The following is a 26,246-nucleotide window of genomic DNA, read 5'->3' as shown; positions in this document are numbered from 1 at the left end:
TGCGCGACCGACTTTACCAGCGGCGCGAGGAATGCGCGAGACACCGACCGAAACGCAGACAGAACCCATGGATGCGGGCACTCGCCCACGGCGCGGCCCCTCTCGCCCATGATGCGGCAGTCATCCGGGACAACGAACCCCGTATCCCTAGAGACCGCATCATGAGCGAGTCACACATGATGCACGCGCGTCAGGCACCGGATTACGCACGCAGCAGATCGGCGCAGCGCCAGACCACGTCGGCAATGCGTCGGAGTTCCGATTCGGCGCTGACCGCGCGCCATGCATCCGCATATGCCTCGAACCAACGTTCCAGACCACGCGCCACAGCCTGGCATGCGGCGTGCAGGTCCGCTTGGTCTGCCACGCATGCCCATGAACCGGTTCCGGGCAACCGCACGTCGTCCGCCGCGATCACACCGAAACGGAGCGCAAGACACAGTCCAAGCTCGTTGAACAGCCGCTGACCCTCGCATGCAATGCGCACAGCCCGCAACGTCCGACCACGCGAACCGGCCGCACTGGCAGTGCCCGCCGCGCCGCGCACGCCCGAACCGGCAGTCTCGCCTGCTAGAACCGCACCCATCCGCGCTTCCGCCGCATGCAGCGCCGCGTTCGCCGCGCAGGTACGGCGAATTCCGCCATCGGCGCCGTCCTGCGCCGCATCGACCAGCCACGCGAGCAACTGCCGCCGCGCCTCACCCACAGTCGCGCTCGCGTGAATCCGATCCGCGGCCTCGGTATCCGAACCTGTCCAAATCGAGTCGCGCACGTCCTCGTTCAGCGAGCCGTCGCCAAGGTCGAGTTCCACATACCGCACGACGTTCATCCAACTGAACGTCACCTGCCGTGAAGCGTCGCGCAGCGCGGCGACGAATGTGCCGCTACGGTCGCCGTACTCGACGATCGAGATGCGCCGGGCGAGTTCGACGTGCGCGGATTCGCCGGTGTCCCGCGCGACGCACCGGTCGTCGTCGATGCACGCGTCGCAGGACAGATCGCCGCTGTCGTACTCGTCGTCGTCCAACGCGAGTCCGGAGTTGTCGGAATCACGATCGGCGCAACCACAGCCGTCACAGCCGTTGTCCACCGCCCAGTCGGGGTTCCACGCGCACTGCGCGCCGTAGATCATGCCGGGGATCGCCATGCGCGGGTCGTTGACGTGCCCGAAGTCGCCCCAGTCGGTCACGAGGAAGCCGGCCGCGCCGTATCGCAGGCCGTACCGCGCGAGCCGCGCGATGTTGTTCCACGACCAGTCGAGCCGCGGCAACAGCGCGTTCCAGCACCACACGGCCGGGCACACGTACTGCGCGGCGCCCGACTGCGCTACGAGTCTCACTTTGTCGTCGTTGATGTCGGGCGCGTACAGCCAGTTGAGCAGGGTCACGTCGTGCGGCAGCCGGTCGAGGATTTCGGGATGTTCGATCGCGATGTCGCCCCAGAACAGCGGTTCGCGGCCTTGCTTGGACAGGTGATTGCACAGGCACGTCACGTAGTCGGCGTACATGGCTGCGACGCCGCGACGGTCGGCTTCCGGCTTGGAACGGCCTTTGCCGAGGTCGAAGGTTTCGTCGCCACAGATGTTGAATTTGCGGGTGCGGAACAGGCCGAGATAGTCGTCGATGAGTTTGTACGAGAACGCGAGCGCGTCCGGTTCGGTGATGTTGAGCGTGTGGTGTTCCATGCGTTCGATGAGGCTGAACGGGCGGTCTGCCTGGTCGGGGAATTCGCCGAGCCGGCGCAGTTCGCGCGTGCGCAGGGCGGTGTAGTGGTGGCCGAAGGTGGAGACGGAGGGAACAAGTTCGATGCCGCGGGCCGCGCAGTAGTCGTCGAAGGCGATGATGTCGGCGGGCTTGAGCGGGCTGGCGCCGCGCCAGGTTTCGCTCAGTCCGTCGAATGCGAACGTATGCTCGATGTAGAGCTGGAGTTGGTTGTATTTGTACAGGCAGAGTTTGTCCGCCCACGTTTTCAGCCAGTCGAGCGTAGGGACGCGGCCGCGCGTCGTGTCGAGATAGTAGCCGCGCACTGCATACGCTGGCTGGTCTGCGATCGTAATCACCGGCAGTGCGGGCGCGCATTGACGGATGATCTGGCGCAGTGTCTGTACGCCGTCGCGCAGGCCGGCCGCACCGCCGCCGATAACCGTGATGCCGTCCGGCGCGATCGTGAGCCGGTATGCGGTTGGTACGAGCGGAGACGACGTGACGGCTGCGGGACAACCGTTTCGTTCCGAGACATCGTTCGACGGGCGGGCGCTGTCGGCATGATCCGCCGTGCCAACGATCGCATCGTCCGACGCTTGTCCGATCGCGGCACCGTCGGCCGTGTTGCCGTGGTCGATCGACAGCGTGATGAACGACTGCCAACGATCGCTGTTCGCCACGTCCCAGCGCAGTCCGGTCGCAGCTTCGATGTCGTCGGCAAGCTGGTTGGCAAGTACGCAGGCAGCATCGGCGTCTGCGGCGATCTCGACGATCCGGTCGACGTACGGCAACATCGCGTACGCGTCCGGTTCGATCGATATATCCCGCGGTTGCGGGATCAGTTCGAAGTTTTTGGATACTCCCTCGACGGAATACTGCATGACGTTCCTTTCTGCCATCCGCCGCATCGAAGCCGCACACAAACGGACACCACGTCATGCCCGTTGCCGCGTCACGGTTCGCAGGCCCGGCGAAAGGCCTTGTTTGACAAGGTACCAGTCTAATGGCTGGTCGGGCTGAACGGGACGAGAAGGAAATAGATCCGCCGCGAGATTTCCGCAGCGGCCGCGTTACGGCAGTCGAGCGCTCGCGCGCTTCTCCAAATTCGGAGTCACGGGTATGGAGCAACGCATCCACTGCGACGACAGGGAATCCGGGTACAACGAACCGCATCACTCCACGCGACACGCCGATGACACGCCACAGCTTGACGTTCGAACGGACTCTGGTATTCTAGTCGATTGTGCGCTTTTGAAGCGTATGGATCGGGCCCGTAGCTCAGGTGGTTAGAGCGCATCCCTGATAAGGATGAGGTCGGAGGTTCAAGTCCTCCCGGGCCCACAGGAAAAATGAAGCGGCCATGTGCCGCTCTTTTTTTCTAACCACCCACATTTGGGGCATTGGCGCAGCTGGTAGCGCATCTGCTTTGCAAGCAGAGGGTCGCCGGTTCGAACCCGGCATGCTCCACTTACAAAACCCTTGGAATTTCAACGATTCCGAGGGTTTTTCTGTTTTCATTTCTTGCTTATTTTCTGAGGGTTTTTGCGTTCTGCGGCAATTCACTCCCGGGCTTACGGCCGGTTCCGCCCCTCCAAACGGCCGTAAGCCCGGGAATCCCCCGAAAGGCAACGTTCCCGGGCATACGGCCGGATCGGGGCGCAAAAACGGGCGTAAGCCCGGGAAGGAAAGGAGAAGGAGCACAGGAAGAACCGCGAGAGAAGTCGTGGATAACTGCCGCCCCACCACACACGCAACCCGCCCACGCACACAGCCCGCCACATACAGTCACCACACACCACACGTCACACACCCCACACCCCACACCACACACAACCGTCGCACGACTCCCACGCAATTCACAGAGTCCTCGCACGCAGCGCCATGAGTCGGGTGGTTATATGTAATCAACGGCCGAAAGGCCGCACAACATAACTGAAAAACCTTTTTCCTTCTTCTCCTTTCTCTCTCTGGAAGCCCGGCCCAACCGCCGGGCTTTTTGGGTTACGAACAGTTCGGCGGAACGGGGCTCGAGAGCGGAACGCCATGGTCGTCGGTCGCCCTATTACCCCTAAAAACAGCCAATTTGCGTTCAAGCGCGGTTGAAGCAGTAGGGTTGAACGATTGCGGTACCAGCGGTACCAGTGCGGTTGATGACTGCCGGATACCGTCGGATACCGCAGCGCAGCAGATACCGATCGACGATACCGGCCGACAGATATCGATCGGCAAATATCGATCGACAACATCAGCACAGGGGAGTGGCTATGAAAACTCAGGAAATCGGACAGTCCGGCATGATCGCATCGCGCGTCGCGCTCGGCGTGATGCGCATGGACGCACTGGATCGCGACGCTGCGGCGAAAACGGTCGCCACGGCGGCCGAGTCCGGCATCGACTATTTCGACACTGCTGACATCTACGGATTCCACGCGCACGAACTGCACGCCAGCTCGCGCATATTCGGTCAGGCGTGGCAGGACGCCGGCCTCGACCGCGGCAAGATCTTCATCCAGACCAAGTTCGGCATCGACTACCGTTTCGATGACGGCGGCGCGCGCGGCTACGACTTCACCGCCAAGCATCTGCTCGACTCGCTCGACGCGGAACTCGAGGCCCTCAACACCGATTACGTCGACGCCGTGCTGCTGCACCGCATCGACACGCTGTTCGAGCTGGACGAGGTGGCCGAGGCGTTCGACAAGCTCGAGTCGAGTGGCAAGGTACGTCACTTCGGCGTGAGCAACATGGGACCGTGGCAGATCGAACTGCTGCAGAGCGGACTCAAGCAGAAGCTGGAGATCGACCAGCTGCAGTTCGGCCTAATGCACACGCAGCCGCTCGACGCGGAGATCCACTTCAACGTGAACGACGACGAGGCGGCCGATCGCACGGGCGGCATCCTGCCGTACTCGCGACTCAAGCACATGACGATCCAGGCGTGGTGCCCGTTCCAGTCCGACACCGAGTTCGGCCCGTTCGTCGGCAACGCGCACTTCCCGGAACTCAACGCCGAACTCGACAAGCTGGCCGCGAAGTACGATTCGACACCGAACGGCATCGCGGTGGCGTGGATGCTGCGTCATCCGGCCGGCATCCAGCCGCTGCTCGGTTCGATGAACACCGAGCGCATCGCGCAGATGGCCGCTGGCGCCGACATCGATCTCAGCCGCGAGGATTGGTGGGACCTCTACCGCTCCGCCGGCAACAAGCTGATCTGACAGCGGACGTCACCTCGGAAAATGCTCCGCCCGTGTCATTTCGACCGAGCGCCGCAACATCCCTGTCATTTCGACCGAGCGCAGCGAGCGGAGAAATCCTCTACTGCCAAAGACTCCGAAAGATTTCTCGACCCGGCTTCGCCTCGCTCGAAATGACAAAGTGGTGCGGCCCGCATCACCCGACATGACAGGGGTGATCTGTTTGCACCCAACATGACGGAGATAGATCGCGCCGTTATCGCCGGCCGTCATGCGTTGCGCTTGGAGAGTTCGTCGCGGATCTCCTTGAGCAACGCGACGGTCTGTTCCTCGGGTGTCGGTTCCGGCTCGGGCTGTTCGGCGGCTGCGGCCGCGGCATCGGCGGCTTCCTTGAGCTTGGCCTTGACCAGCAGCGCCTCCGACATGTCGCGGAACTTGTTGATCGGCACGAGGATGAAGAAATACACGGCCACCGCGATGATGAAGAAATTGAGGATTGCTCCGAGCACCGCGCCGATCGACACGGTCGCGCCGTTGAACGTGAACGCCAGCAGACCGTCCATGTTCGGTTTGCCGAAGATCATCGCGATGAGCGGATTGATCAGACTGTTGACGATCGCGTTGACCACTGACGTCACCGCGCTGCCCATCACGACACCGACCGCCATGTCGATCATGTTGCCGCGGGAAATGAACTTCTTGAATCCGTCGATCATCGAACAATGCCTCCCTGCGTCATGCCGCAATCGTTCCGATATGAATAATCGCAAGCCTAACGCAAGGAGGCATCAACTCTGTCGTATCACGCAGCCGCAGGAGTTTCTCCAGCCGCTTCGCCGGACTCGGCCGCGCGCTTGGCCGCGACTTCCTTCCAGCGGGCGATGCACCGTTCGATGCGCTTGTATCCGATGATTTCCGGGCCGAGTCCGGCCTCACGGAACATCTTCACCGGGGATTCGCCGCGCGCATACCGCTCCATGCAGTCACGCTGGAAATCCTCGGCGTATTCGATACGGTTCGCCGTCGCCGATCGCACGGCCGGCAATCCGATCAGGTATGCCACCCGATCGGCATCAAACACCACTTTCTTGCTGACCATCGTTACGCCTCATCCACCATTTCCACACTCGTCCATCACGAGTAGCTTACTTTTGCAATTGCACGCCAAGGTTACGCGAACCTTCGCATATACGCTACAAGGCAAGCCCCCCCCCGCGATAAATTTTCACTCTAATTCTACTCAAAGAATGGTAAAAAACGGCCGAAAATCAAGGGAAAAACACCTTATTTATCGTTCAATAAATTACTTGCAGCAAATGTTGCAAACGTCCAACAATACGAGACGCAAGCCAAATCTTGGAAAAATCCTTGTGTACACCTGCGCCCGAACCATACAATGAAGCCGTCTTACTGATGACTGAACCAAGGGAGATCCATGTTCACCAACGATTACATCAAGCGCGTCTATGCCCAGGTCGAGCAGCGCGACGGCGACCAGCCCGAGTTCCTGCAGGCGGTGCGCGAAGTGTTCGAAACCCTCGAACCCGTGATCGAAAAGCACCCCGAGTATGAGAAGGCGGGCGTGCTCGAGCGCATCGTCGAGCCGGAACGTGTGGTCAAGTTCCGCGTTGCGTGGACCGACGACGAGGGCAAGGTGCAGGTCAACCGCGGCTACCGTGTGCAGTTCAACTCCGCGATCGGCCCGTACAAGGGCGGTCTGCGCTTCCACCCGACCGTCAACGAGGGCGTCATCAAGTTCCTCGGCTTCGAGCAGATCCTCAAGAACTCGCTGACCACGCTGCCGATGGGCGGCGGCAAGGGCGGCTCCGACTTCGACCCGAAGGGCAAGTCCGACGCCGAGGTCATGCGCTTCTGTCAGGCGTTCATGACCGAGCTGTGCCGTCACATCGGCCAGTTCACCGACGTTCCGGCCGGCGACATCAACGTGGGCGGCCGCGAGATCGGCTACCTGTTCGGCCAGTACAAGCGCATCCGCGACGAGTACTCCGGCGTGCTCACCGGCAAGGGCCTCGAGTTCGGCGGCTCGCTCGCCCGCACCGAGGCGACCGGCTACGGCGTCTGCTACTACACCGCCGAGGCGCTGCGCGTGCTGAAGAACGACTCGTTCGAAGGCAAGACCGTCGTGATCTCCGGTTCCGGCAATGTGGCGATCTACGCCGCGCAGAAGGCCGAGCAGCTGGGTGCGAAGGTTGTCACCGTGTCCGATTCCAACGGCTACGTCTACGACCCGAACGGCATCGACGTGGCCGTCGTCAAGCAGATCAAGGAGGTCGAGCGCGGCCGCATCAAGGAGTACGCCGAGCGCGTGCCGTCCGCCGAGTACCACGAGGGTTGCTCGGGCGTGTGGACCGTGCCGTGCGACATCGCGCTGCCGTGTGCCACGCAGAACGAGATCAACGAGGAGTCCGCGAAGGCGCTCGTTGCCAACGGTTGCAAGGTTGTGTGCGAGGGCGCAAACATGCCGTCCACCCCGGAGGCCATCGCCGTGTACCAGAACGCCGGTCTGCTGTACGGCCCGGCCAAGGCCGCGAACGCGGGCGGCGTGGCCGTCTCCGGCCTCGAGATGAGCCAGAACAGTTACCGTCTGAGCTGGACCTTCGAGGAGGTCGACGCCAAGCTCAAGAACATCATGGAGACCATCGTGGCCGAGTCGCTCAAGGCCGCGAAGGAGTACGGCCACGAGGGCGACCTGATGCTGGGCGCGAACGCCGCCGGCTTCGTCAAGGTCGCCAACGCGATGGTCGCCCAGGGCATCCTGTAAGCCGTCGTCTCGGTCACTGCAAACAAACGGCCGCAGCGAGTCCGCATATTCCATCCGGACTCGCTGCGGCCGTTGTGTATGCCCCGTTCGCTCCCCGAAGGAGAAGCGTTCGTACGACACAGGCCGGAGCATCCTGAAATGTAGGATGCTCCGGCCTGTGAGAACAGTCCAGCAGATGATGTGATGCTAGACTGCCGTTGCCTGCTTATTACTTCTCGACCGTGAAGCCCTGACCCTCAGCGTAGTCGATGAGCGACTTCTGGAAGTCTTCCATCGACTTGGAGAGCTTCTCCTCCTTGCGGTACGCCTTGCCGGCGTAGTCGCCGAAGGTGTTCTGCACCTGGCTCCAGAAGGGCAGGAACTCGAAGTCGCCGACTTCCTGCTCGGCCGCCTGGGCGAGCACCTCGGTGTACTTCTGGCCACCGAAGTACTTGTTCAGATCATCGGTGCCGTTGAGGTAGTAGTCGGACTTGAAGGATTCGGAGTCGGCCGGGAAGGCGCCGGAGGAGACGCGGTTCTTGATGCCTTCCTTGCTGTGGCAGACGTACTCCATGAACTTGAAGGCCGCGTCGGCGTTCTTGGTGCCCTTGATGAGGGTCAGCGAGGAGCCGCCGTTGAAGGAGTTGACGTTCTCGCCCTCGTTCCACTGCGGCACGGTGGCCACGCGGAAGTTGCCGGACGCCTGAGCGGCGCCGGAGAGCAGGTTGCCCGGCATCCACGCGCCGGTGACGAGCGAGGCGATGGTGCCGTCGCCGAGGCCCTTGTTCCATTCGTCGGACCAGCTGGTGACCTTGGTGTTGATGAGGTCCTCGTCGATCATGCGCTGCCAGTATTCGACGGCCTTCTTGGTGCCTTCGTCGTTGACGAGGTCGATGGAGACCTTGTCGCCGTCGACCTTGAACGGGGCGCCACCGGCCTGCGCGATGAGCGACATGAACACGGTGGACTGGTTGTTGTCGCCGGCGTCGGAGGTGATGTAGTAGTCGTCGCCGAGGGCGCGGATCTTCTTGGCGTCCTGGTAATACTCCTCCCACGTCTTCGGGGCCTCGGTGATGCCGGCCTTGTCGAAGACGGCCTTGTTGTAGAACAGCGCGTTCGGGCCGGAATCGACCGGCAGGCCGTAGACCTTGCCGTTGACCTGCACGCCCTTCCAGATGCCGGCGGGGTAGTCGGCGTCGAAGCCGGAGGTCTTGTCGGTGAGGTCCTCGAGAGCGTCGGACAGCGCGAACTGGGCGATGGAGTGGTATTCCATCAGGGAGATGTCCGGGGCGCCCTTGCCGGCGGCGATCGCGTTGTTCAACGCGACCTGGGTCTGGGCGGAGGTGCCGACGTTGGTGACCTTGATGGTGACGTTCGGGTTCTCCTCCATGTACTTCTTCGCGGCGTCCTCGATGGTGGTATCCCAGCTCCACACGGTGATGGTGGACTTGCCGTCGGCGGAAGTGCCGGAATTGTCAGACTTTGCGCCGGTGTCGCCCGAGCCGCAGGCCGCCACGGATACCATCATGGCTGCAGCGCCGAGCACCGCCACGGACTTCTTGATCGAAAACGTCATCATATGCTCCTTTGATTGTTGACAGACGTTCTGTTGATTACGTTGATTACTGGTTATGTCTGGTTGTATTGGTCGCGTCGATTACCGGATGGACACCGGCTTGCGCGACGATCACTTGACTTCGAAGCCCTGGCCCTCGGCGTAGGACTTCAGGTCCTGCTGCCATGCGGCCACGCCGTCGGACAGCTTCTGGTCGCCGGTGTACGACTTGCCGACGAAGTCGCCGAACTTGCCGCGGGCGTAGACCTCGAACGGCAGGAACTGGTAGTCGGTGGACACGTTCTCAGCCGCCTGCGCGAGGACCTCGTTGTACTTCTGGCCACCGAAGTAGTCGACGTCCTCGCCGTCGGCGTTCTTCACGGTGGTGGCATTGATGAAGCTGTCGGATTTCAGCGACTCGGTGTCGGCCGGGAATGCGCCGCCGGCCACACGGGTGGCCACACCGTCGCCGTGGTTCGCGTATTCGATGAACTTGAGGGCCGCGTCCTGCTTCTTGGAGGAGGCGAGGACAGCAAGCGAGGAACCGCCGTTCTCGGAGTTGGTGGCCGAACCGTCGGCGGTCGGGGTCGGGGCGACGCGCCACTTGCCGGCGCCGCCGGGGGCGGAGTTGGCCAGGTTGGCCGGCATCCAGGCGCCGGTGATCAGCGAGGCGATCGTGCCGTCGGCCATGCCCTTGAACCAGTCCTCGGACCAGCCGGCGGTCTTAGTGTCGAGCAGGCCCTCGTCGAGCAGCTTCTGCCAGAATTCGTTGAATTCCTTGACCTTCTCGTCGCCGGTGAGGTTGATGGTGACGGTCTTGCCGTCCGCGGAGGTTTCGAACGGTTTCGCGCCGGCCAGCCACGTCATCGAATCGTAGAAGCCGGCGTCGCCGGTGTCGGATGTGATGTAGTAGTTATCGCCGAGCGCGTGGATCTTCTTGGCGTCCTGGTAGAACTCGTCCCACGTCTTCGGGGCCTCGGTGATGCCGGCCTTGTCGAAGACCTCCTTGTTGTAGAAGAAGGCCATCGGACCTGAGTCCATCGGCAGCGCATAGACCTTGCCGCCCCACTGCACGGAGGACCAGGTGCCCGGCGTGTAGAAGCTGTCGTAGCCGGAGGTCTTGTCGGTGATGTCCTGCAGGGCACCGTCGATCGCGTAGTTCGGCAGGGCGTAGTATTCGATCTGGGCCACGTCCGGCGCGCCGTTGCCGGCGTTGAGCGCGTTGGTCAGCGCGGTGTAGGTCTTGTTTCCCTGACCGGAGTTGACGAGCTTGACCTTGATATCGGGGTTGGCTTTTTCGAAGTCCTTGACCACCTGGGTCAGGGTCGTCTCCCACGCCCACACGGTGATTTCGGTGGTGCCGCCCGTGGAGATGTCGCCGCCGCCCTGCTGCGCGTTGTTGGTGGAGTTGCCACCGCATGCCGCGACGCTGACCAGCATGGCCGCGGCACCCGCAACGGCGATTATCTTGTTTATCGAGCCGTTCATGTTATCCGCCTCTCCTCTTCGAGGTTTGTATCACACAACACACTGTGTGACCGGTTACATGAAAATACTATACACTGATATGTGACCGGTTACAAATCGTGTGTCGCCGATCATCGCGATCACGGATCAGACAAGTCGCGAGGAACGCGCATGGCCGCGTGATCCGCAAGCCGGAACGGTAGTGAACGACACTGCGTGAAACACAAGGGAGCGGGGAGATGTCAGAACCGAATACCATGGTGTTCATGACCACGGCGCATAAGAAAGTGACCATCCGAGACGTAGCACGCTACGCGGAGGTGTCCTACGGAACGGTATCCCGCTACCTCAACGGCAACGACCACGTCTCCAGGGACGCCGCGGAGCGCATCGCCAACGCCATCGAAACCCTGCAGTATGTGCCAAACAACGCCGCCCGGTCACTCGCGCAGCAGCGCACACAGACCGTCTGCCTGATCCTGCAGGTCGAATCCGCCGCAACGATCATGCAGGCCAGCGTCGCCGAGGCCATGGCCGCTGCAAACCAGACACTGGGAGATGCCGGCTACCAGATGGTCACCGTCATCGCCAACTCCGACGAGGCCGTCCATCGCATCACCAAGCTCATCAAAAGCGACTACGCCGACGGCTACCTACTGTTTTCACTGAGCGAGGACGACTCGCTGGCCTTGGCATGCAAGGAGATCAAGCGGCCGGTCGTGCGCTCGGAAGCCAGCAACCGCGGCGATCTGCCCTATCCGGCGGTTGATTTCGCCAACGCGGAAGGCCAGCGCGACATCACCCGGTTCCTGCTCAACAAAGGTCGCTCGCGCCTTGCCTACGTGTGCGGACCCGGATATTCGACGTCCGCCATCAACCGCATGAACGGCTTCCGTGAGGCCATGGGCAAGTTCTACGACGATTCGCACGTGTACTACGCCGACGATTGGGAGATCGGCAGCGGTGAGATGGCCGCGGTGGCGTTCCAGCCGTTCCTCGACCAGATCGACGGTATCGTATGCGCGAATGACAATATCGCCATCGGAGTGATCAACCAGCTCGACCGCTTCGGCTACCGGGTCCCGGACGACATCGCCGTCACCGGATTCGACGATTCGCCGTTCGCGCAGATGGCCAACCCGAAGCTCACCACCATGCGGCAGGACTCGTATCTGCACGGCGAGACCGTGGCGAAGCTGCTGCTGAGCATCATGCGCGGCGAGCCGGTAGAGCAGCATTTCGTGAAGTTGCTGCCCACCACGATCATCGAGCGGCAGTCAGCGTAAACGACACGCAGCGAGACGGCGAGGCATCAGACGCAACACCAAAGATGCAGACAATGGCGTGACCGGTTACATATATTGATATACTAACATATGTAACCGGTCACACAATGAGGATGCGGCCGGCGAATCATATTTCACCCCACAGGGAAGGATCTCTCATGCCAACCAGATTCGGCTCATTCCTGCCGACCGACACCGCCGGCAGCGTCGCCCAACTCCACGGCATCGGTGTGCAACGCTTCGGCGACACGTGGTGCGCGTACGGCGAGAACAAGGCCAACGGCAACCTGTTCCAAGGCGTCTGCTGCTACACCACCCAGGATTTCGTCCACTGGATGAGCCACGGCATCGTGTTCGAAGTGCAGGAAGACGGCTCCGCGCTGGCGGCCGATCGCATCGGAGAACGCCCGAAGGTGCTGCATTGCCCGACGACCGGCAAATACGTCATGTACATCCACGCCGAAACGCCGGACTACATGTACGCGCATATCGGCGTCGCCGTCGCGGACAACCCGCTCGGACCGTTCACGTTCCAGACCACCATCACATGGCGCGGCTACCTCAGCCGCGACATCGGCGTGTTCCAGGACGATGACGGCAGCGGCTACATCATGAGCGAGGACCGCGATCACGGCACGCATATCTACCGTCTGTCCGACGACTACCTGACCATCGTCGAAGACGTCGCCTGCGAGCGCGCCAACGACTATCCGTACGGACTGGAGTCGCCGACGATCGTCAAGAAAGACGGCCTGTACTACTGGTTCGGCTCGAAGCTGACCGGCTGGTTCACCAACGACAACATGTACTCGACCGCACCCGACCTGCACGGCCCGTGGAGCGAGTGGCGCACGTTCGCACCGTTGGGCACGCAGACGTTCGACTCGCAGGTCGACATCGTGATCCCGCTCGACGACGACCAGTACCACAGCGACCGGTTCCTGTTCATCGGCGACCGTTGGTACAAGAACGATCTCGGCAATTCGCCGATCGTGCAGCTGCCGATCACCATCGCGGACGGAACGGCGAGCATGGTCTGGGACGAGTCCTACGAGGGGTCCACGCATCGCGAGGTCCCCGACGATCATGAACCGATCACCGACCCGAACGCGTACATCTCGGCGCAGGACATGGACGACTGAGCGCCGGACACATTCCGCCGGTTATGGTGAAGCCCGCGATCCTAGACAAGATCACGGGCTTCACCATAACCGGCGTTGTTGAGTGACGGCCGTTTCTGACGCAAAAAACGACCGTAACTCAACGGTATCGGAGACCTCACGTTGAGTTACGGTCGTTTCAGGCATGGTTCCCGACCGTAACTCAACAACAGACAACCGCCGATGCTGAGTTACGGCCGGACTCGCTACTCCTTGACGGCGCCGGCGGCGAGGCCGGACTGCCAGTACTTCTGCAGACACAGGAACGCGATCACCAGCGGGATGATTGTGATCAGCGAACCTGTGATCACCAGATTCTGGATCGCGGTGCCGCCGGCGGTGGACGCCTGATCCTTCCACTGGTTCAGACCGATCGTCAGCGGATACCAGCTGTCTTCCTTCAACATGATCAACGGCAGGAAGTAGTTGTTCCACGTCGCCACGATCGTAAACAGGGCGGTGGTGACGATGCCCGGAGCGAGCAGCGGCAGGCTGATCGTCCAGAACGTACGCCATTCGCTCGCGCCGTCCACGCGGGCCGCCTCGAGCAGCTCAGTAGGCACTGCCTGCTCGGAGAAAATCCACATCAGATACAGACCGAACGGGGAGATCAGCGACGGGATGATCATGGCCCACGGGGTGTTCGTCAGGTTCAGCTTCGCGAACAGCAGGAACTGCGGCACGGCCAGCGCGATGCCCGGCACCGAGATCGCTCCAATGATCACCGCAAACACGGCCTTGCGGCCCGGGAAGCGGAACTTCGCCAACGCATAGCCGCCCATGATCGCCAGCAGCGTCGCACCGCCCGCGCCAACCACCACATACAGCAGCGTGTTCAGCAGCCAACGGCCGAAGATGCCGTCCTGGTAGGTGAACACGGTCACGATGTTGTCCCACAGGGCGAACGTATGGCCGAAACCGAGACCGAACGTCGACGTGAAGTCCGCCTGCGTCTTCGTTGCGTTGATGACCAGATACACGAACGGGAACAGGCAGTACACCGCAAACACCGCGCAGATCACCGTCAACGTCACGGACCGGCGCGGGTTGTTCACGTTCGCGAAGCCGGACTTCTCTGCGCGCTTGCGTTCCGCCGCCTCGTCCTTGGCGATGCGCTTCTGGCGCTCCTTTTCGGCGCGTTTCGCGGCTTTCTCCTGCTCGCGCAACGACTGCGCCGTCATGGTTGCACTGCTCATCATCCACGCTCCTTCAACGAAACCTGCATTGCCGTCATCATCGACATCACTTCATCTGCTCCTTCATGCTCTTGAGCTGCACCGCATACGCGATCGCCATCGTGATCACGGCCATCGTGATCGCCAGCGCGGCCGCATAGTTCGACTGGTTACCGGTGAAGCTCAGGTTGTACGCGTACATGTTCGGCGTATAGTACGTCGTGATCGCGTTGCCCGGCACCATGTTCTGCAGGATGCTCGGTTCGTTGAACAGCTGGAACGAGCCGATGATCGAGAAGATCACCGTGATCGCGAGGCTGCCGCGCAGTTCGGGCAGCTTGATCGACCTGACGATCTGCCATTCGCTCGCGCCGTCGATCGAGGCGGCCTCGTACAGGCTGTGTGGGATGGTCGACAGCGAGCTGTAGAAGATCAGCATGTTGTAGCCGGTGAACTCCCACGTGTTGATGTTGCCGATCGCGGCCAGCAGGACGGACGGCTTGAGGACGTCGATGTTCGTGCCGAAGAAGTCGTTGAACGAGCCGACGAGACCGTATTTCGCACCGTAGACGAAGCCCCAGATCATGGTCGAGACGACGGCGGGCACCGCGTACGGCAGGAACGTGGAGATGCGGAAGAACTTCGTGCCATGCAACTTCATGCTGTCGATCGCGAGCGCCATCGCGGCGGCGAGGAACAGCATGATCGGCACCTGCACGACCGTGAACAACGCCACACGGCCGACCGACTGCCAGAAGTTCTGATCACCGAACAGACGCGTGTAGTTCGCAAGGCCCACGAACACGGTGCCGCCGATCATCTTCTTCTGGAAGAAGCTGATGTAGATCGCGTACACGATCGGGACGATGAACACGAAGACGAACACCACGGCGAACGGCCACATGAACTTCCAGCCACGCCAGTCTGCCTTGTGCTTGTTGACTCTTGCCGTTGACGTATGCGCCGTAGCCGTACTCGCCGCTTGCGCGGCAACGGCCTGCACCTGAGCTGAAGCCATCTTACGACTCCTCTCCTTTGAAAGAGCTCTATCGCTAATCTCTGCCGGCCACTCTCACCACAGTGTTGTAACCGGTCACATGAAGTACTATACACCATCGTGTGACCGGTTACAAAATCAAATCGGCGCGTTATGTGACAGAAAGAAACATTTTCCACTCAAAAGACACCATAAACATGTCGATATGTATCATCCTTAGCATCCATCGACCAACGGCAAACCCCAACACTCCATTCATCTGTTAATCTGCAATCCCGCCGTCCCTGACACGATACGCGCGACATCCACCCTGACCAACCCTAACTGGATACACGTCACGACATCACGACTCAACTCGAGTCGCCTCCAAACGAATAACGACCGTGGCGAGCTCCGATAGCGCGACCGAGACTCAGTCACGTCCGTTCTTTTGGAATCCCAAAATTATACACAAAATAATATGTTTTCCTGTATTATATGTACATAAAAATATGTTATTTTATGTACACAAGGACGTAGGGAGACAACCGGCATGACATACATGCGACGCAAGTTAGCTGACGACATCCGCCGGTGGAAGGATGTCGGCGACACGAAACCCCTGCTCATCCGAGGAGCGCGTCGCATCGGCAAGACGTTTCTGATCGAGCAGATCGCACACGACCTGTTCGACGACGACATGGTCAAACTGGATTTTCAGACCGATCTGGCCACCATCGAAAAGATCTTCGACGTTCCGACCAACGACACGGAAGCCATCATCAACCGCATTCGGGAATATACCGGCAAACCATGCGAGCCGCAGTCCACGCTGCTGTTCTTCGACGAAATACAGCTCAGCGACAAGGCATTGAATTCATTGCGATTCTTCTCCGGAACCCAGTGGCGGGTCATCGCAACCGGCAGCCTACTCGGAGTCACCGTGAAGAAACGACGGCTGCCATTCCCGTCGGGCGTACGCCAGCTTGACATGTTCCCGATGGATTTCGAGGAATTCCTCTGGGCCGTGGACGAGCAGCCACTCGCCAAGTCGATCAGGGATCATGCCGCCGACCCACGCTCGTTCATGCTGCACGATAGGGCGCTCGACTGGTATCACCGGTATCTCGTCATCGGCGGCATGCCCAAGGCCGTGGACGCATACCGCACTACGCGATCGTTTGCATCGGTCATGCAGGAACAGCACGAGATCAACGACACGTACGTCAACGACATGACTGATCCGGACAACGGCATCAGCGGCATCTCCGCGAAACGCATCTGGGACAGTCTGCAGAAGCAGCTCCTGCGATCGTCCACGAAAAAATTCAAATACGCCGACGTCATCCGCGGAGGACGTCGCGAACGTTTGCTGGAACCATTGGAATGGCTGGAAGCCGCCGGCATCGTCAGTCGGAACGACATGACCAAGGACAGCGAAGCGCCGTTGACCCCGTACTGCGACGAGGAAGGCAGTTTCTTCAAGATCTACGTGGCCGATACCGGCATCATGTTCTCCAAGTTCGGCATCGATGCGGAACTGTTGCTGCGTCCCGACGTCGCACAGATCCTGTCATCCGACTTCCGCGGCGCACTGGCCGAAAACTATGCCATGCAATCGCTGAAGGCCGCGGGATTGCATACGTTCTACTGGACGCCCGCCGGCAACGGCCAGGGGGAACTGGACTTCGTATTCCAGAACCGGCAAGCGCAGGTCATTCCGGTGGAGATCAAATCCGCCCGCAACGTCACGGCCAAAAACCTGCGCAGATTCGTGGAGGAAGGACATTCCCCGCGCGCATACCGGCTGTCCGAACGCGACTTCGGCATAGATACCGTGGCCGGCACCGATGTGCCGCTCATCAGTCTGCCGTTGTACGCCGCGTTCGCGCTCGATCAAGAGGCAGGGGAGCGAAACGACAGGTAATACAGAAAGTGGCTCCCCGCGGAGAGTGCGGGGAGCCACTTGCATACGGTTGCGAAACGGTCGATCGAAGTCGGTCAGTCGTCGCCGAGGGTGACGTGGACGCCGCCGACGAGCGCGGTGACCACGTTGTACAGCAGCGTGAGGATGGTCACGAGCAGCGTGAAGATCACGACCTCGACGATCGCGAAGATCGTCGTGGCGCTCAGCACCGTGGGCAGACTGATGATGCTGGCCAGATCGAAGCTGCCGGTGTCCAGACCGGTGGACTTGACGATCGTGGTGATCTTCTCGAACACGCCGGCCGCGTTGAGCAGCAGCCACACGATCAGCACGGAGACGATCTGGATGATGCCGCCCGCGATGCCCAGCAGGAACGACACCTTGGCCGCCGACCACGCGCTGATGTGCGTGATCGACAGGTTCATGCGGCGGGCACGCGGCGTACCGCGACGCTTCTTCTTCGGACGATCCGCAGGCGGCACCGAGGCGGGCGCGTGCGCGTTGCCGCCGCTTTCGCCGACCACGGAACGGGCCACACGGCCGATATGCGCGGACTGGGCGGGCGCGGCCGATTCCTCGGCCTGATCGGCTGCGAAGCTGACGGGCTGGCCCATGTTCTCGCCGTCGTCCTCAAAGTTCTCGCTCATCGTTGCTCCTTGTCTGAGCCGTTATCTTATGCGAGACTACCAGTCTCAGCAGACGGTTACTGCTCGTTGGCTTCGGCCGGAGCGGCGGTTTCCGCGGACTCGGCCGGAGCGGTCACGGCGGACTCAACCGCGGAATCATCCGCGTCGTCGTCCTTCTCCTCGTTGCGCGCGATGGAGATGATCTCGTCGCCCTTGTCCGGCTTGGCCAGCGTCACGCCCTGCGTATTGCGGCCGGTGCGCTTGACCTCGGCCACGTCGGAGCGGATCACCTTGCCGGACTTCATGATCGCGAGCACCTGATCGTCCTCGGCCACGATCACCGCGCCGACGAGTGAACCGCGTCCCTCCGCAAGCTGCAGCGCCTTCACGCCGAAGCCGTTGCGGCCCTGCAGTCGGTACTCGGAGATCGCCGTGCGCTTGGCGAAGCCCTCGTTCGTCACCACGAGCAGATCCTGATCGGAGTCGTCCGGCACGACGTCCATCGCGAGCAGGCTGTCGCCGTCGCGGAACTTCATGCCCTGCACGCCGGCGGTCTGGCGGCCCATCGGACGCAGCTGATCGTCGTCGGCCGCGAACTTCAGGCTCATGCCGAGTCGCGACACCAGAATGATGTCGTCCTCGGCGTTGCACAGCGCGGCACCGACCAGCTCGTCGGCCGTCTCGCCGTTCTCGTCCTCGATCAGACGCACGGCGATCAGGCCGCCCTGTCGCGGCGAATCGTACTCGGCGAGCGCGGTCTTCTTGACCTTGCCGGAACGGGTCGCGAGCACCAGGTACTTGGCGACCTCGTAGTTCGGGATCGACAGCACTGTCTGGATCGTCTCGTCGGGGCCGAACTGCAGCAGGTTCGCCACGTGCTGGCCCTTGGAGTCGCGCGAGCCTTCGGGCAGCTCGTACGCCTTGATGCGGTACACGCGGCCCTTGTTCGTGAAGAACAGCAGCCAGTTGTGCGTGGACGTGAGGAAGAAGTGGTCCACCACGTCGTCCTCGCGCAGCTTGGCGCCCTTGATGCCCTTGCCGCCGCGGTGCTGTGCGCGGTATTCGTCGGCCTTGGTGCGCTTGATGAAGCCGGAGTGCGTGACCGTTACGACCACGTTCTCCTCGGCGATCAGGTCTTCGACGTTCATCTCGCCGGAGTACGGCAGGATCTTGGTGCGGCGTTCGTCGCCGTACTTGGCGACGATTTCGTCGAGTTCGTCGCCGACGATCTTGCGCTGGCGTTCCGGCTTGGCGAGGATGTCGTTGTAGTCGGCGATCTTGCGCTGCAGTTCCTCGTGCTCGTCGATGATCTTCTGGCGCTCCATGTTGGCGAGGCGCACGAGCTGCATCGACAGGATCGCGTCGGCCTGGACCTGGTCGATGTCGAGGAACTCCATGAGCTTCGGTCGGGCGTCGTCGCGGCCCTGGCTGGAGCGAATCAGCCTGATGACCTCGTCGATCGCGTCCATCGCCTTGAGCAGGCCCTGCAGGATGTGGTCGCGTTCCTCGGCCTCGCGCTTGAGGTAGCGGGTACGGCGTTCGATGACTTCGAGCTGGTGGTTCACCCAGTGGCGGATGAACGCGTCGAGCGACAGCGTGCGCGGCACTCCGTCGACCAGCGCGAGCATGTTCGCGCCGAATGTCTGCTGCAGCTGCGAGTGCTTGTACAGGTTGTTGAGCACGACCTTCGGCACGGCGTCGCGCTTGAGCACGAGCACGAGGCGCTGGCCGGTGCGGCCGGACGTCTCGTCGCGCATGTCGGCGATGCCCTGGATCTTGCCGTCGCGCACGCCTTCGCGGATGGATGCGGCCAGGCGGTCCGGGTTGACCTGATACGGCAGCTCGGTGACCACGAGGCACATGCGGCCCTTGATCTCCTCGGTGTTGACGACCGCGCGCATGGTGATCAGGCCTCGTCCGGTACGGTACGCCTGTTCGATGCCCTTGTGTCCGAGGATGGTCGCGCCGGTCGGGAAATCGGGTCCCTTGATGATGCCGATGAGGGCGTCGAGCAGCTCCTCGCGGGAGGCTTCGGGATGGTCGAGTGTCCAGTGGACGGCGGTGGCCAGCTCGCGCATGTTGTGCGGCGGGATGTTGGTCGCCATGCCGACGGCGATGCCGGACGAACCGTTCGCGAGCAGGTTCGGGAAGCGTGCGGGCAGCACGGTCGGCTCCTGCGTACGGCCGTCGTAGTTCGGCACGAAGTCGACGGTGTCCTTGTCGATGTCGCGCACCATCTCCATCGCGAGCGGCATCATGCGGCACTCGGTGTAACGCATGGCGGCGGGCGGATCGTCACCGGCCGAACCGAAGTTGCCCTGGCCGTCGACGAGCGTGTAGCGCATCGACCACGGCTGAGCCATACGCACGAGGGTGTCGTAGATCGCCGCGTCGCCGTGCGGGTGGTAGTTGCCCATCACGTCCGCGACCGGGCGGGCGCACTTGGAGTAGCCGCGGTCCGGACGGTAGCCGCCGTCGTACATCGCGTACACGATGCGGCGATGGACCGGCTTCATGCCGTCGCGCACGTCCGGCAGGGCGCGTTCGACGATGACGGAGATCGCGTAGTCGAGGTACGACTGGCGCATCTCCTTCTGGATATCGGTGTGGGCCACGCGGTGCTCGTCGAGGACCAGGTTTTCGCTGGCCTGCGGGCTCGTGGGCTCGAGCGAGTGCTCGGCCCGCTCGTCGTTCTGCTCCGGCAGGTCGTTGCCACCGGTGCTGTTTTCGTCTGCCACTTATTGGTTCCTTTGTGCTGATGTTGACAAGAAAGTCAGGCGGATCATGTCATTTCGACCGAGCGAAGCGAGTGGAGAAATCTCTTACCGGATACCGGTTTCGGAAGATTTCTCGACTTCGCTGCGCTCTGCTCGAAATGACACGTTCTTGGCGTGGTGATGCTCACGCATCAATGAAGCGCACGTCCTTAGCGTTGCGCTGGATGAAGAGCCTGCGCGGCTCCACGTCGTCGCCCATGAGCATCGAGAACGTCTCGTCCGCGGCCGCCGCGTCCTCGATGTGGATCTGCTTCAAGATGCGCCGCTCCGGGTCCATGGTCGTCTCCCACAGCTCCTGGTACGTCATCTCGCCCAGACCCTTGTAGCGCTGGATGCCTTCGCCCTTGGGCAGCTGGCGTCCGGCAGCCTTGCCCTCGGCGAGCTTCTCGTCACGCTCGCGGTCGGTGTACACGTAGTCGTGGTCGCCGCGCGTCCACTTGAGGCGGTACAGCGGCGGCATGGCCACGTACACGTAGCCGGCAGTGATCATCGGGCGCATGTAGCGGAAGAACAGCGTGAGGTTCAGCGTGGCGATGTGCGCGCCGTCGACATCGGCATCGGCCATGATGATGACCTTGTGGTAGCGCACCTTGCTCACGTCGAAGTCCTCGCCGTAGCCGCCGCCGACGGCCGTGATGAGCGACTCGATGGTGTCGGACTTCATCATGCGGTCGATGGACGCGCGCTCGGTGTTCAGAATCTTGCCTCTAAGCGGCAGGATCGCCTGCGTCTCCGGATTGCGGCCCTGGATCGCGGAGCCGCCTGCCGAATCGCCCTCGACGATGAACAGCTCGCACTCTTCGGGGTTGTTGGACTGGCAGTCCTTGAGCTTGTCGGGCATGCCGGCCGATTCGAAGATCGACTTGCGGCGCGTGTTCTCGCGGGCCTTCTTGGCGGCGATGCGCGCGCGGGACGCCTCAATGGCCTTCTGGATGATGTTCTTGGCCTCGCTCGGGTGCGCGTCGAACCAGTCGCCGAGCTTGTCGGTCATCACGCGCTGCACGAAGGTCTTCGCCTCGGAGTTGCCGAGCTTGGTCTTGGTCTGGCCTTCGAACTGCGGGGTGGTGAGCTTGACGGAGATCACGGCCGTGAGTCCCTCGCGCACGTCGTCGCCGGAGAGGTTGTCGTCCTTGTCCTTGAGGATGTTCTTCTCGCGGGCGTAGCGGTTCACGAGCGAAGTGAGCGCGGCGCGGAAGCCTTCCTCGTGGGTGCCGCCTTCGGTCGTGGAGATCGTGTTCGCGAACGTATGCACGGCCTCGGAGTATGCGGTCGTCCACTGCATCGCGATCTCGGCAGAGATGCCGATCTTGAGGTCCTCGGCCTCGAAGTCGATCACGTCGTCCTCGACCGGCGTCGCCTTGCGGGACTTGACGAGATAGTCGACGTAGTCCTTGATGCCGTTCGCGTACTGGTACGTGACGCTCTGGTGCTTCGTCTCGCCGTCGTCGTCCTGGCCGGCGACCTCGTCGCCGGCCATGTCCGGCTCGCGCAGGTCCGTCAGGCTGATCTTGAGGCCCTTGTTCAGGAACGCCATCTGCTGGAAACGGGCGCGCAGCGTCTCGAAGTCGTAGACGGTCGTTTCGAAGATCTTGCCGTCCGGCCAGAACGTGACCGACGTGCCGGTGGACTCGTTCTCGTCCATCGGACGGCCCTTGGCCAGTCGTGCGGTCGGATGCTGGTTGATGTACGTCTGCGTCCAGTGGAAGCCCTGACGGCGCACCTCGATGTCGACGCGCGTGGACAGCGCGTTGACGACGGAGATGCCGACGCCGTGCAGGCCGCCGGAGACCGCGTATCCGCCGCCGCCGAACTTGCCGCCGGCGTGCAGCTTGGTCATGACCGTCTCGACGCCGGAGACGCCCTCGCCGGGCACCTCGTCGACCGGGATGCCTCGACCGTCGTCCACGACGCGGATGCCGTTGTCCGGCAGGATCGTGACCTCGATGTGCGTCGCATAGCCGGCGAGCGCCTCGTCGACGGAGTTGTCGACGATCTCGTAGACGAGGTGGTGCAGGCCGCGCGGGCCGGTGGAGCCGATGTACATGCCCGGGCGGATGCGCACGGCCTCAAGGCCTTCGAGGACCTTCAGATCACTCGCGTCGTAGTGGTCGGGGGACATGCTGTCGTCAAGCTGCGCGTCGACCAGTTCGTCGTTGTTGATCTGTTCGGCGGCCGCGTTGAGTTCGGCCTGTTTGTCGGTGATGGGATCGGTGATGTGCTGATCCGTGTTGTCAGTGGAACCTTCAAGCGAATCTGCTTCGTCTGCCACAGGATTCCTTTCTGCGTTGTAACCCCCGCTTGAGAGGCCATTCGCAAGGGCGATATGCCCTAGAACGCAAATAATGGGCTCTTCCAGCCTTTTACATGTTGTGCACGTAAGTCTACTCGTCTAGCCCGACACCGCCCACAGCGGCGAAAATCGCGATCCTGCCCGACTTCTGCGGGACCGTCAGTATTCGCGGCGGCCACGGTAGGCGCCCCGACGGTAGCCGCCGCGTCCGCTGGCCGGCCCGGTCACGCGGATCTCCTGGATGTCCAGTCCGGCCAGCCGCTCGCGGATCGTGGCGGTCAGCTGCGGAATCATATAGGTCAGCTGCGTCGCCCAGACCGCGGATTCGGTGCGGATCGTCAGCACGCCGTCGCGCAAGCTCGCCACGGACGAATGCATGGCGATGCCGGGGCCGACGACCTGATCCCAGTGTTCGCGCAGTTGCGCGAGTTTGAGCTGCGGCACCCAATGCCGCCCGTTCGCGATGCCGGCCATCACGCTGCCCAGCGTGTTCGGATCGCGCCCGGGCTTGCCGAAGCTCTCCCATGCCTTCTCACGGTTGGCTTCGCGGGTTTTGCGGTCGCGCATGATGTATCCGCCGCGCTGGGCGAGCCGTTCGAAGACCTGCGCCGGCAGCTTGCGCTCGTCGAGTTTGAGCGTGCGTTCGATCGGCGGTTTCACGAGTCGACCTCGATGCCGAACGCGGACAAATCGGGGTGCAGGTACGCGTCCTGCTCGCGTTTGAGCGCGGCCACGTCGATGACGTGCGCGGGATGGCCGCCGATCACGTCGAGATCGGGGATGTCGCTGGCCGCGGCGACCGTGATGAGCACCTGGTCCTGACGTGCGGCGAAGTCGAGGATCTGACGGCGGCGCGACTCGTCGAGCTGGGCGAACACATCGTCGAGGATGACGATCGGCTTGACGCCGCGGTCGGCCGCGACGGCCTCGTACAGCGCCATCTTGAGCGCCAGCGCCATCGTCCACATCTCGCCGTTCGACGCGAACTCGCGCGCGGGCATGCCGTTGAGCAGCAGCGACAGGTCGTCGCGGTGCGGGCCGATCAGGTTCTGCCCACGTGCCACCTCGCCCGGGTAGATGCGCTGGAAGTGCTCGCTGATATGCGGCAGCGGGTCGGGGTAGAGGAAGATCTCCTCGAACGAAGGTTCGTAGACGAGTTCCGCATGCTCGTCGGCGCCGGCCAGTTCGCGGTAGATCTCGGTGAAGGGAGCGGCGAGACGGTCGACCAGCCGCCGGCGGTCGCGGGTGATGGCGACGCCGGTCTCGATGAACTGGCCGGTCCAGATCTCGAGGCCGTTGAGCGCGGCCTCGGCGGGGGAGGGCAGGCCGTAGCCGGGGTCGAGCCGTCCGTTCGCCGCGGTGCGACCGTCGCCGAGCTGCTTGAGCAGCGCGGCACGCTGCCGGGCGATCTTCGTGATCGTCTGCAGCCGGTCGGGGTAGCCGGGGACGAGGAGGGCACCGGCCTGATTGAGCAGGGTGCGCCGGGAGGCCGGATCTCCGGCCACGAGACGCTGGTCTTCGGGGGTGAACGAGACGCTGGGGACCTGTCCGATCACGTCGCGCAGGTAGGCGGATCTGCCGCCGTTGACGCGGGCGCGGTTCGCGCCGCGGGCCGTGACGGTCAGCTCGTAGGTAGTCGTCTCGGACGGGGACGAATCGTTCACATTTGCGCGGATGACGGCCGAGGCCTGACCGCGTTCGATCAGCGGCAGGGAACCGGAGGCACGGTGGCTGGAACCGGTGGAGAGCACTTCGACGGCCTCCACGAGGTTGGTCTTGCCGAGGCCGTTCGAGCCCTGCAGGATGTTCACGCCGGGCGTGAAGTCGACCACGAGATGCTCCCACGAGCGGAAGTGGTCAAGCGCGAGGCGCGACACGTACATGCGAGATTCTCCAGCCACAGAAAACGGAAAGCGTTTACCGTTTGTCTTCCCCAAACTTTGGTAAGCGCTTTCCGTATTGTCTTTCCAACGATTTTGTTGAGTTATTTCGATCGGCCGCACACCACGCGTACGCCGATCGAACGTCAGTTGAATCGCACCGGCACCAGCAGGTAACGATAGTCCATCGACTCGTCCGAATCGGATTCCTGCTGACCATTGAACTCGACCGGCTTGACAGCGGTCGTCATCTTCATGCGCACGAACGGTTCAGTGATCGCCGACAGACCCTCGATCAGGTAGGACGGGTTGAACGCGACGGTGATGTCTTCGCCGTCAAGATCGATGTCGAGGATTTCCTGAGCCTGGGCCTCGTCGGCGGCGCCGGCCGACAGCGTCAGTTCCTGTCCGGAGAACGTCATGCGGATCGACGCGTTGCGTTCGGCGACCAGTGCGACTCGCTTGATTGCACCGATCAGTTGCAGGCGATCGATCACCGCTTGGATCGGATAGTCGTCGGCGAACAGGCGATCGGTCGCCGGGAACTCGCCGTCGATCAGCTGCGAGGTCGAGACTCGGCCGGCATTCTCAAAACCGAGCAAAGACGACGAATCCTGATCAAAATCGATCACAACATTCTGGTGCTCGTCGAGCGAACGGGCGATATCGCGCAGCAACGAGCCGCGAACCAGTGTCGTGGCGTCGATGTCTTGGTCGACCGGGGTCCACGTGAAGGTCGCGCGGGCCAGACGGAAGCGGTCGGTCGCGGTCATGATCACTTTGTCGCCATGGAACTGGACGCGTACGCCGGTCAGCACCGGGCGATTCTCCTCGCGGGACACCGCGACGCACGCCTGGGACACTGCCTGGGCGAAAGTCGGCGCGTCGACCTGACCGATTTTCGCTGGAACGACGGGCATATCGGGGTATTCGGTCTCCGGCATGAGCTGCAACGTGAACTTCGACTTGCCCGAAGTGATCGTCAGCGTCGAGTCGTCGGTCGACAGGTAGGTACGTTCGGCGGGCAACGACTTGGTGATATCGGCGAGCAGTTTGCCGAGCACGAGCACGCTTCCGGATTCGTCGACTCCGGCCTCGATGTGGTGACGCGCGGAGATCTTGTAGTTGTACGCGGAAAGCTGCAGCGTTCCGTCAATGGCCTCGAGGCGGATGCCGACGAGAATGGGATTGGCCGGACGAGCCTCGATCACGCGGGTCGTCCATGCGACCGCGTCGGCCAACGCGGCGGAATCGATTTCGACTTTCATGTAAATCCTACTTTCATCGCTTGCTGTCTTGATCGTCATTCTAACCAAGAGCCGTGGGATTGCGAATCGTGAAGGTGGGATGCGTTATCGTGACGGCGACGACCGTACGTAAGTGGGTAGATAGTCGTAGTAATAAGCGCTGTGGAAACTGTGGATAACTCTCGTGACGGTAATGGCGAGTAGCGCTGACGAGATGGA

At 62.2% G+C, this 26,246-nt stretch carries 18 protein-coding genes and 2 tRNA genes; 7 read left to right on the top strand and 13 right to left on the bottom strand.

The features are described from left to right. Positions 1-202 precede the first annotated feature (202 nt). Positions 203-2,584: a beta-N-acetylhexosaminidase gene (locus KIH76_RS08330; protein ID WP_219070292.1), complete on the bottom strand. Its 2,382-nt coding sequence runs from the start codon at positions 2,582-2,584 to the stop codon at positions 203-205. Between the two features lie 386 nt (positions 2,585-2,970). Between KIH76_RS08330 and KIH76_RS08325 the strand changes: the two genes are divergently transcribed. The 3 genes from KIH76_RS08325 to KIH76_RS08315 all read left to right on the top strand — a co-directional run bounded on the left by KIH76_RS08325 (position 2,971) and on the right by KIH76_RS08315 (position 4,921). Then, a tRNA-Ile gene (locus KIH76_RS08325) sits at positions 2,971-3,044 on the top strand. A gap of 53 nt (positions 3,045-3,097) precedes the next feature. Then, positions 3,098-3,170 (top strand) — tRNA-Ala (locus tag KIH76_RS08320). Positions 3,171-3,967: 797 nt separating this feature from the next. Beyond that, the gene (locus KIH76_RS08315; protein WP_219070290.1) at positions 3,968-4,921 is read left to right on the top strand and encodes an aldo/keto reductase; all 954 of its coding nucleotides are present in this window, start codon (positions 3,968-3,970) and stop codon (positions 4,919-4,921) included. Positions 4,922-5,169: 248 nt separating this feature from the next. Here the strand turns inward: KIH76_RS08315 and mscL are convergent, their stop codons facing one another. Both mscL and KIH76_RS08305 read right to left on the bottom strand, forming a co-directional pair. After that, positions 5,170-5,616, bottom strand: a complete 447-nt coding sequence (gene mscL / locus KIH76_RS08310) for a large conductance mechanosensitive channel protein MscL (protein WP_219070288.1) — start codon at positions 5,614-5,616, stop codon at positions 5,170-5,172. Between the two features lie 86 nt (positions 5,617-5,702). Continuing rightward, positions 5,703-5,999 (bottom strand): hypothetical protein, encoded by a 297-nt coding sequence (locus KIH76_RS08305; protein ID WP_219070287.1) that lies wholly within the window; start codon positions 5,997-5,999, stop codon positions 5,703-5,705. A 336-nt stretch (positions 6,000-6,335) separates the two neighbouring features. Between KIH76_RS08305 and gdhA the strand changes: the two genes are divergently transcribed. After that, the gene (gene gdhA / locus KIH76_RS08300; RefSeq protein WP_219070285.1) at positions 6,336-7,682 is read left to right on the top strand and encodes an NADP-specific glutamate dehydrogenase; all 1,347 of its coding nucleotides are present in this window, start codon (positions 6,336-6,338) and stop codon (positions 7,680-7,682) included. Positions 7,683-7,890: 208 nt separating this feature from the next. Here gdhA and KIH76_RS08295 read toward each other — a convergent pair whose 3' ends face one another. Both KIH76_RS08295 and KIH76_RS08290 read right to left on the bottom strand, forming a co-directional pair. Beyond that, the gene (locus KIH76_RS08295) at positions 7,891-9,237 is read right to left on the bottom strand and encodes an ABC transporter substrate-binding protein (RefSeq protein WP_219070318.1); all 1,347 of its coding nucleotides are present in this window, start codon (positions 9,235-9,237) and stop codon (positions 7,891-7,893) included. A 111-nt stretch (positions 9,238-9,348) separates the two neighbouring features. After that, positions 9,349-10,704, bottom strand: a complete 1,356-nt coding sequence (locus KIH76_RS08290) for an ABC transporter substrate-binding protein (RefSeq protein ID WP_219070283.1) — start codon at positions 10,702-10,704, stop codon at positions 9,349-9,351. Between the two features lie 218 nt (positions 10,705-10,922). Here KIH76_RS08290 and KIH76_RS08285 point away from each other — a divergent pair, with 218 nt between their 5' ends. Further along, positions 10,923-11,969, top strand: a complete 1,047-nt coding sequence (locus tag KIH76_RS08285) for a LacI family DNA-binding transcriptional regulator (protein WP_236036924.1) — start codon at positions 10,923-10,925, stop codon at positions 11,967-11,969. A gap of 158 nt (positions 11,970-12,127) precedes the next feature. Then, positions 12,128-13,111 (top strand): family 43 glycosylhydrolase, encoded by a 984-nt coding sequence (locus tag KIH76_RS08280; protein WP_219070281.1) that lies wholly within the window; start codon positions 12,128-12,130, stop codon positions 13,109-13,111. Between the two features lie 224 nt (positions 13,112-13,335). Here the strand turns inward: KIH76_RS08280 and KIH76_RS08275 are convergent, their stop codons facing one another. Then, positions 13,336-14,328: a carbohydrate ABC transporter permease gene (locus KIH76_RS08275; RefSeq protein WP_219070279.1), complete on the bottom strand. Its 993-nt coding sequence runs from the start codon at positions 14,326-14,328 to the stop codon at positions 13,336-13,338. A 43-nt stretch (positions 14,329-14,371) separates the two neighbouring features. After that, positions 14,372-15,322 carry a carbohydrate ABC transporter permease gene (locus KIH76_RS08270; protein WP_236036923.1) on the bottom strand — a complete coding sequence of 317 codons (951 nt, stop codon included), beginning with the start codon at positions 15,320-15,322 and terminating at the stop codon, positions 14,372-14,374. Positions 15,323-15,833: 511 nt separating this feature from the next. On the opposite strand from KIH76_RS08270, the gene KIH76_RS08265 reads away from it, so the two are divergent. Then, the gene (locus KIH76_RS08265) at positions 15,834-17,207 is read left to right on the top strand and encodes an ATP-binding protein (RefSeq protein WP_219070277.1); all 1,374 of its coding nucleotides are present in this window, start codon (positions 15,834-15,836) and stop codon (positions 17,205-17,207) included. Positions 17,208-17,281: 74 nt separating this feature from the next. On the opposite strand, the gene KIH76_RS08260 is transcribed toward KIH76_RS08265, so the two are convergent. From KIH76_RS08260 to dnaN, 6 genes are all read right to left on the bottom strand, one after another. Beyond that, on the bottom strand, positions 17,282-17,854 hold the full coding sequence (locus KIH76_RS08260) for a DUF3566 domain-containing protein (RefSeq protein WP_219070275.1): 573 nt from the start codon (positions 17,852-17,854) through the stop codon (positions 17,282-17,284). A 56-nt stretch (positions 17,855-17,910) separates the two neighbouring features. After that, positions 17,911-20,571, bottom strand: coding sequence for a DNA gyrase subunit A (gene gyrA, locus KIH76_RS08255; protein WP_219070273.1), 2,661 nt, complete (start codon positions 20,569-20,571; stop codon positions 17,911-17,913). Positions 20,572-20,734: 163 nt separating this feature from the next. Then, a complete protein-coding gene (gene gyrB / locus KIH76_RS08250) occupies positions 20,735-22,813 on the bottom strand; it encodes a DNA topoisomerase (ATP-hydrolyzing) subunit B (protein WP_219070313.1) in 2,079 nt (692 codons plus the stop codon). Between the two features lie 246 nt (positions 22,814-23,059). Then, entirely contained in the window at positions 23,060-23,560 is a 501-nt protein-coding gene (locus KIH76_RS08245; RefSeq protein ID WP_219070271.1) for a DciA family protein, read from the bottom strand. After that, positions 23,557-24,783 carry a DNA replication/repair protein RecF gene (gene recF, locus KIH76_RS08240; protein WP_219070269.1) on the bottom strand — a complete coding sequence of 409 codons (1,227 nt, stop codon included), beginning with the start codon at positions 24,781-24,783 and terminating at the stop codon, positions 23,557-23,559. The genes KIH76_RS08245 and recF overlap by 4 nt, the downstream gene beginning before the upstream one ends. A gap of 143 nt (positions 24,784-24,926) precedes the next feature. After that, entirely contained in the window at positions 24,927-26,048 is a 1,122-nt protein-coding gene (gene dnaN / locus KIH76_RS08235) for a DNA polymerase III subunit beta (RefSeq protein ID WP_214374472.1), read from the bottom strand. Positions 26,049-26,246: the final 198 nt, after the last annotated feature.

It is taken from the genome of Bifidobacterium simiiventris (assembly GCF_019331715.1).
GTDB lineage: Bacteria > Actinomycetota > Actinomycetes > Actinomycetales > Bifidobacteriaceae > Bifidobacterium > Bifidobacterium simiiventris.
Note: the sequence above shows the minus strand (reverse complement) of the source record. Positions and strands in the feature narration are given on the sequence as shown.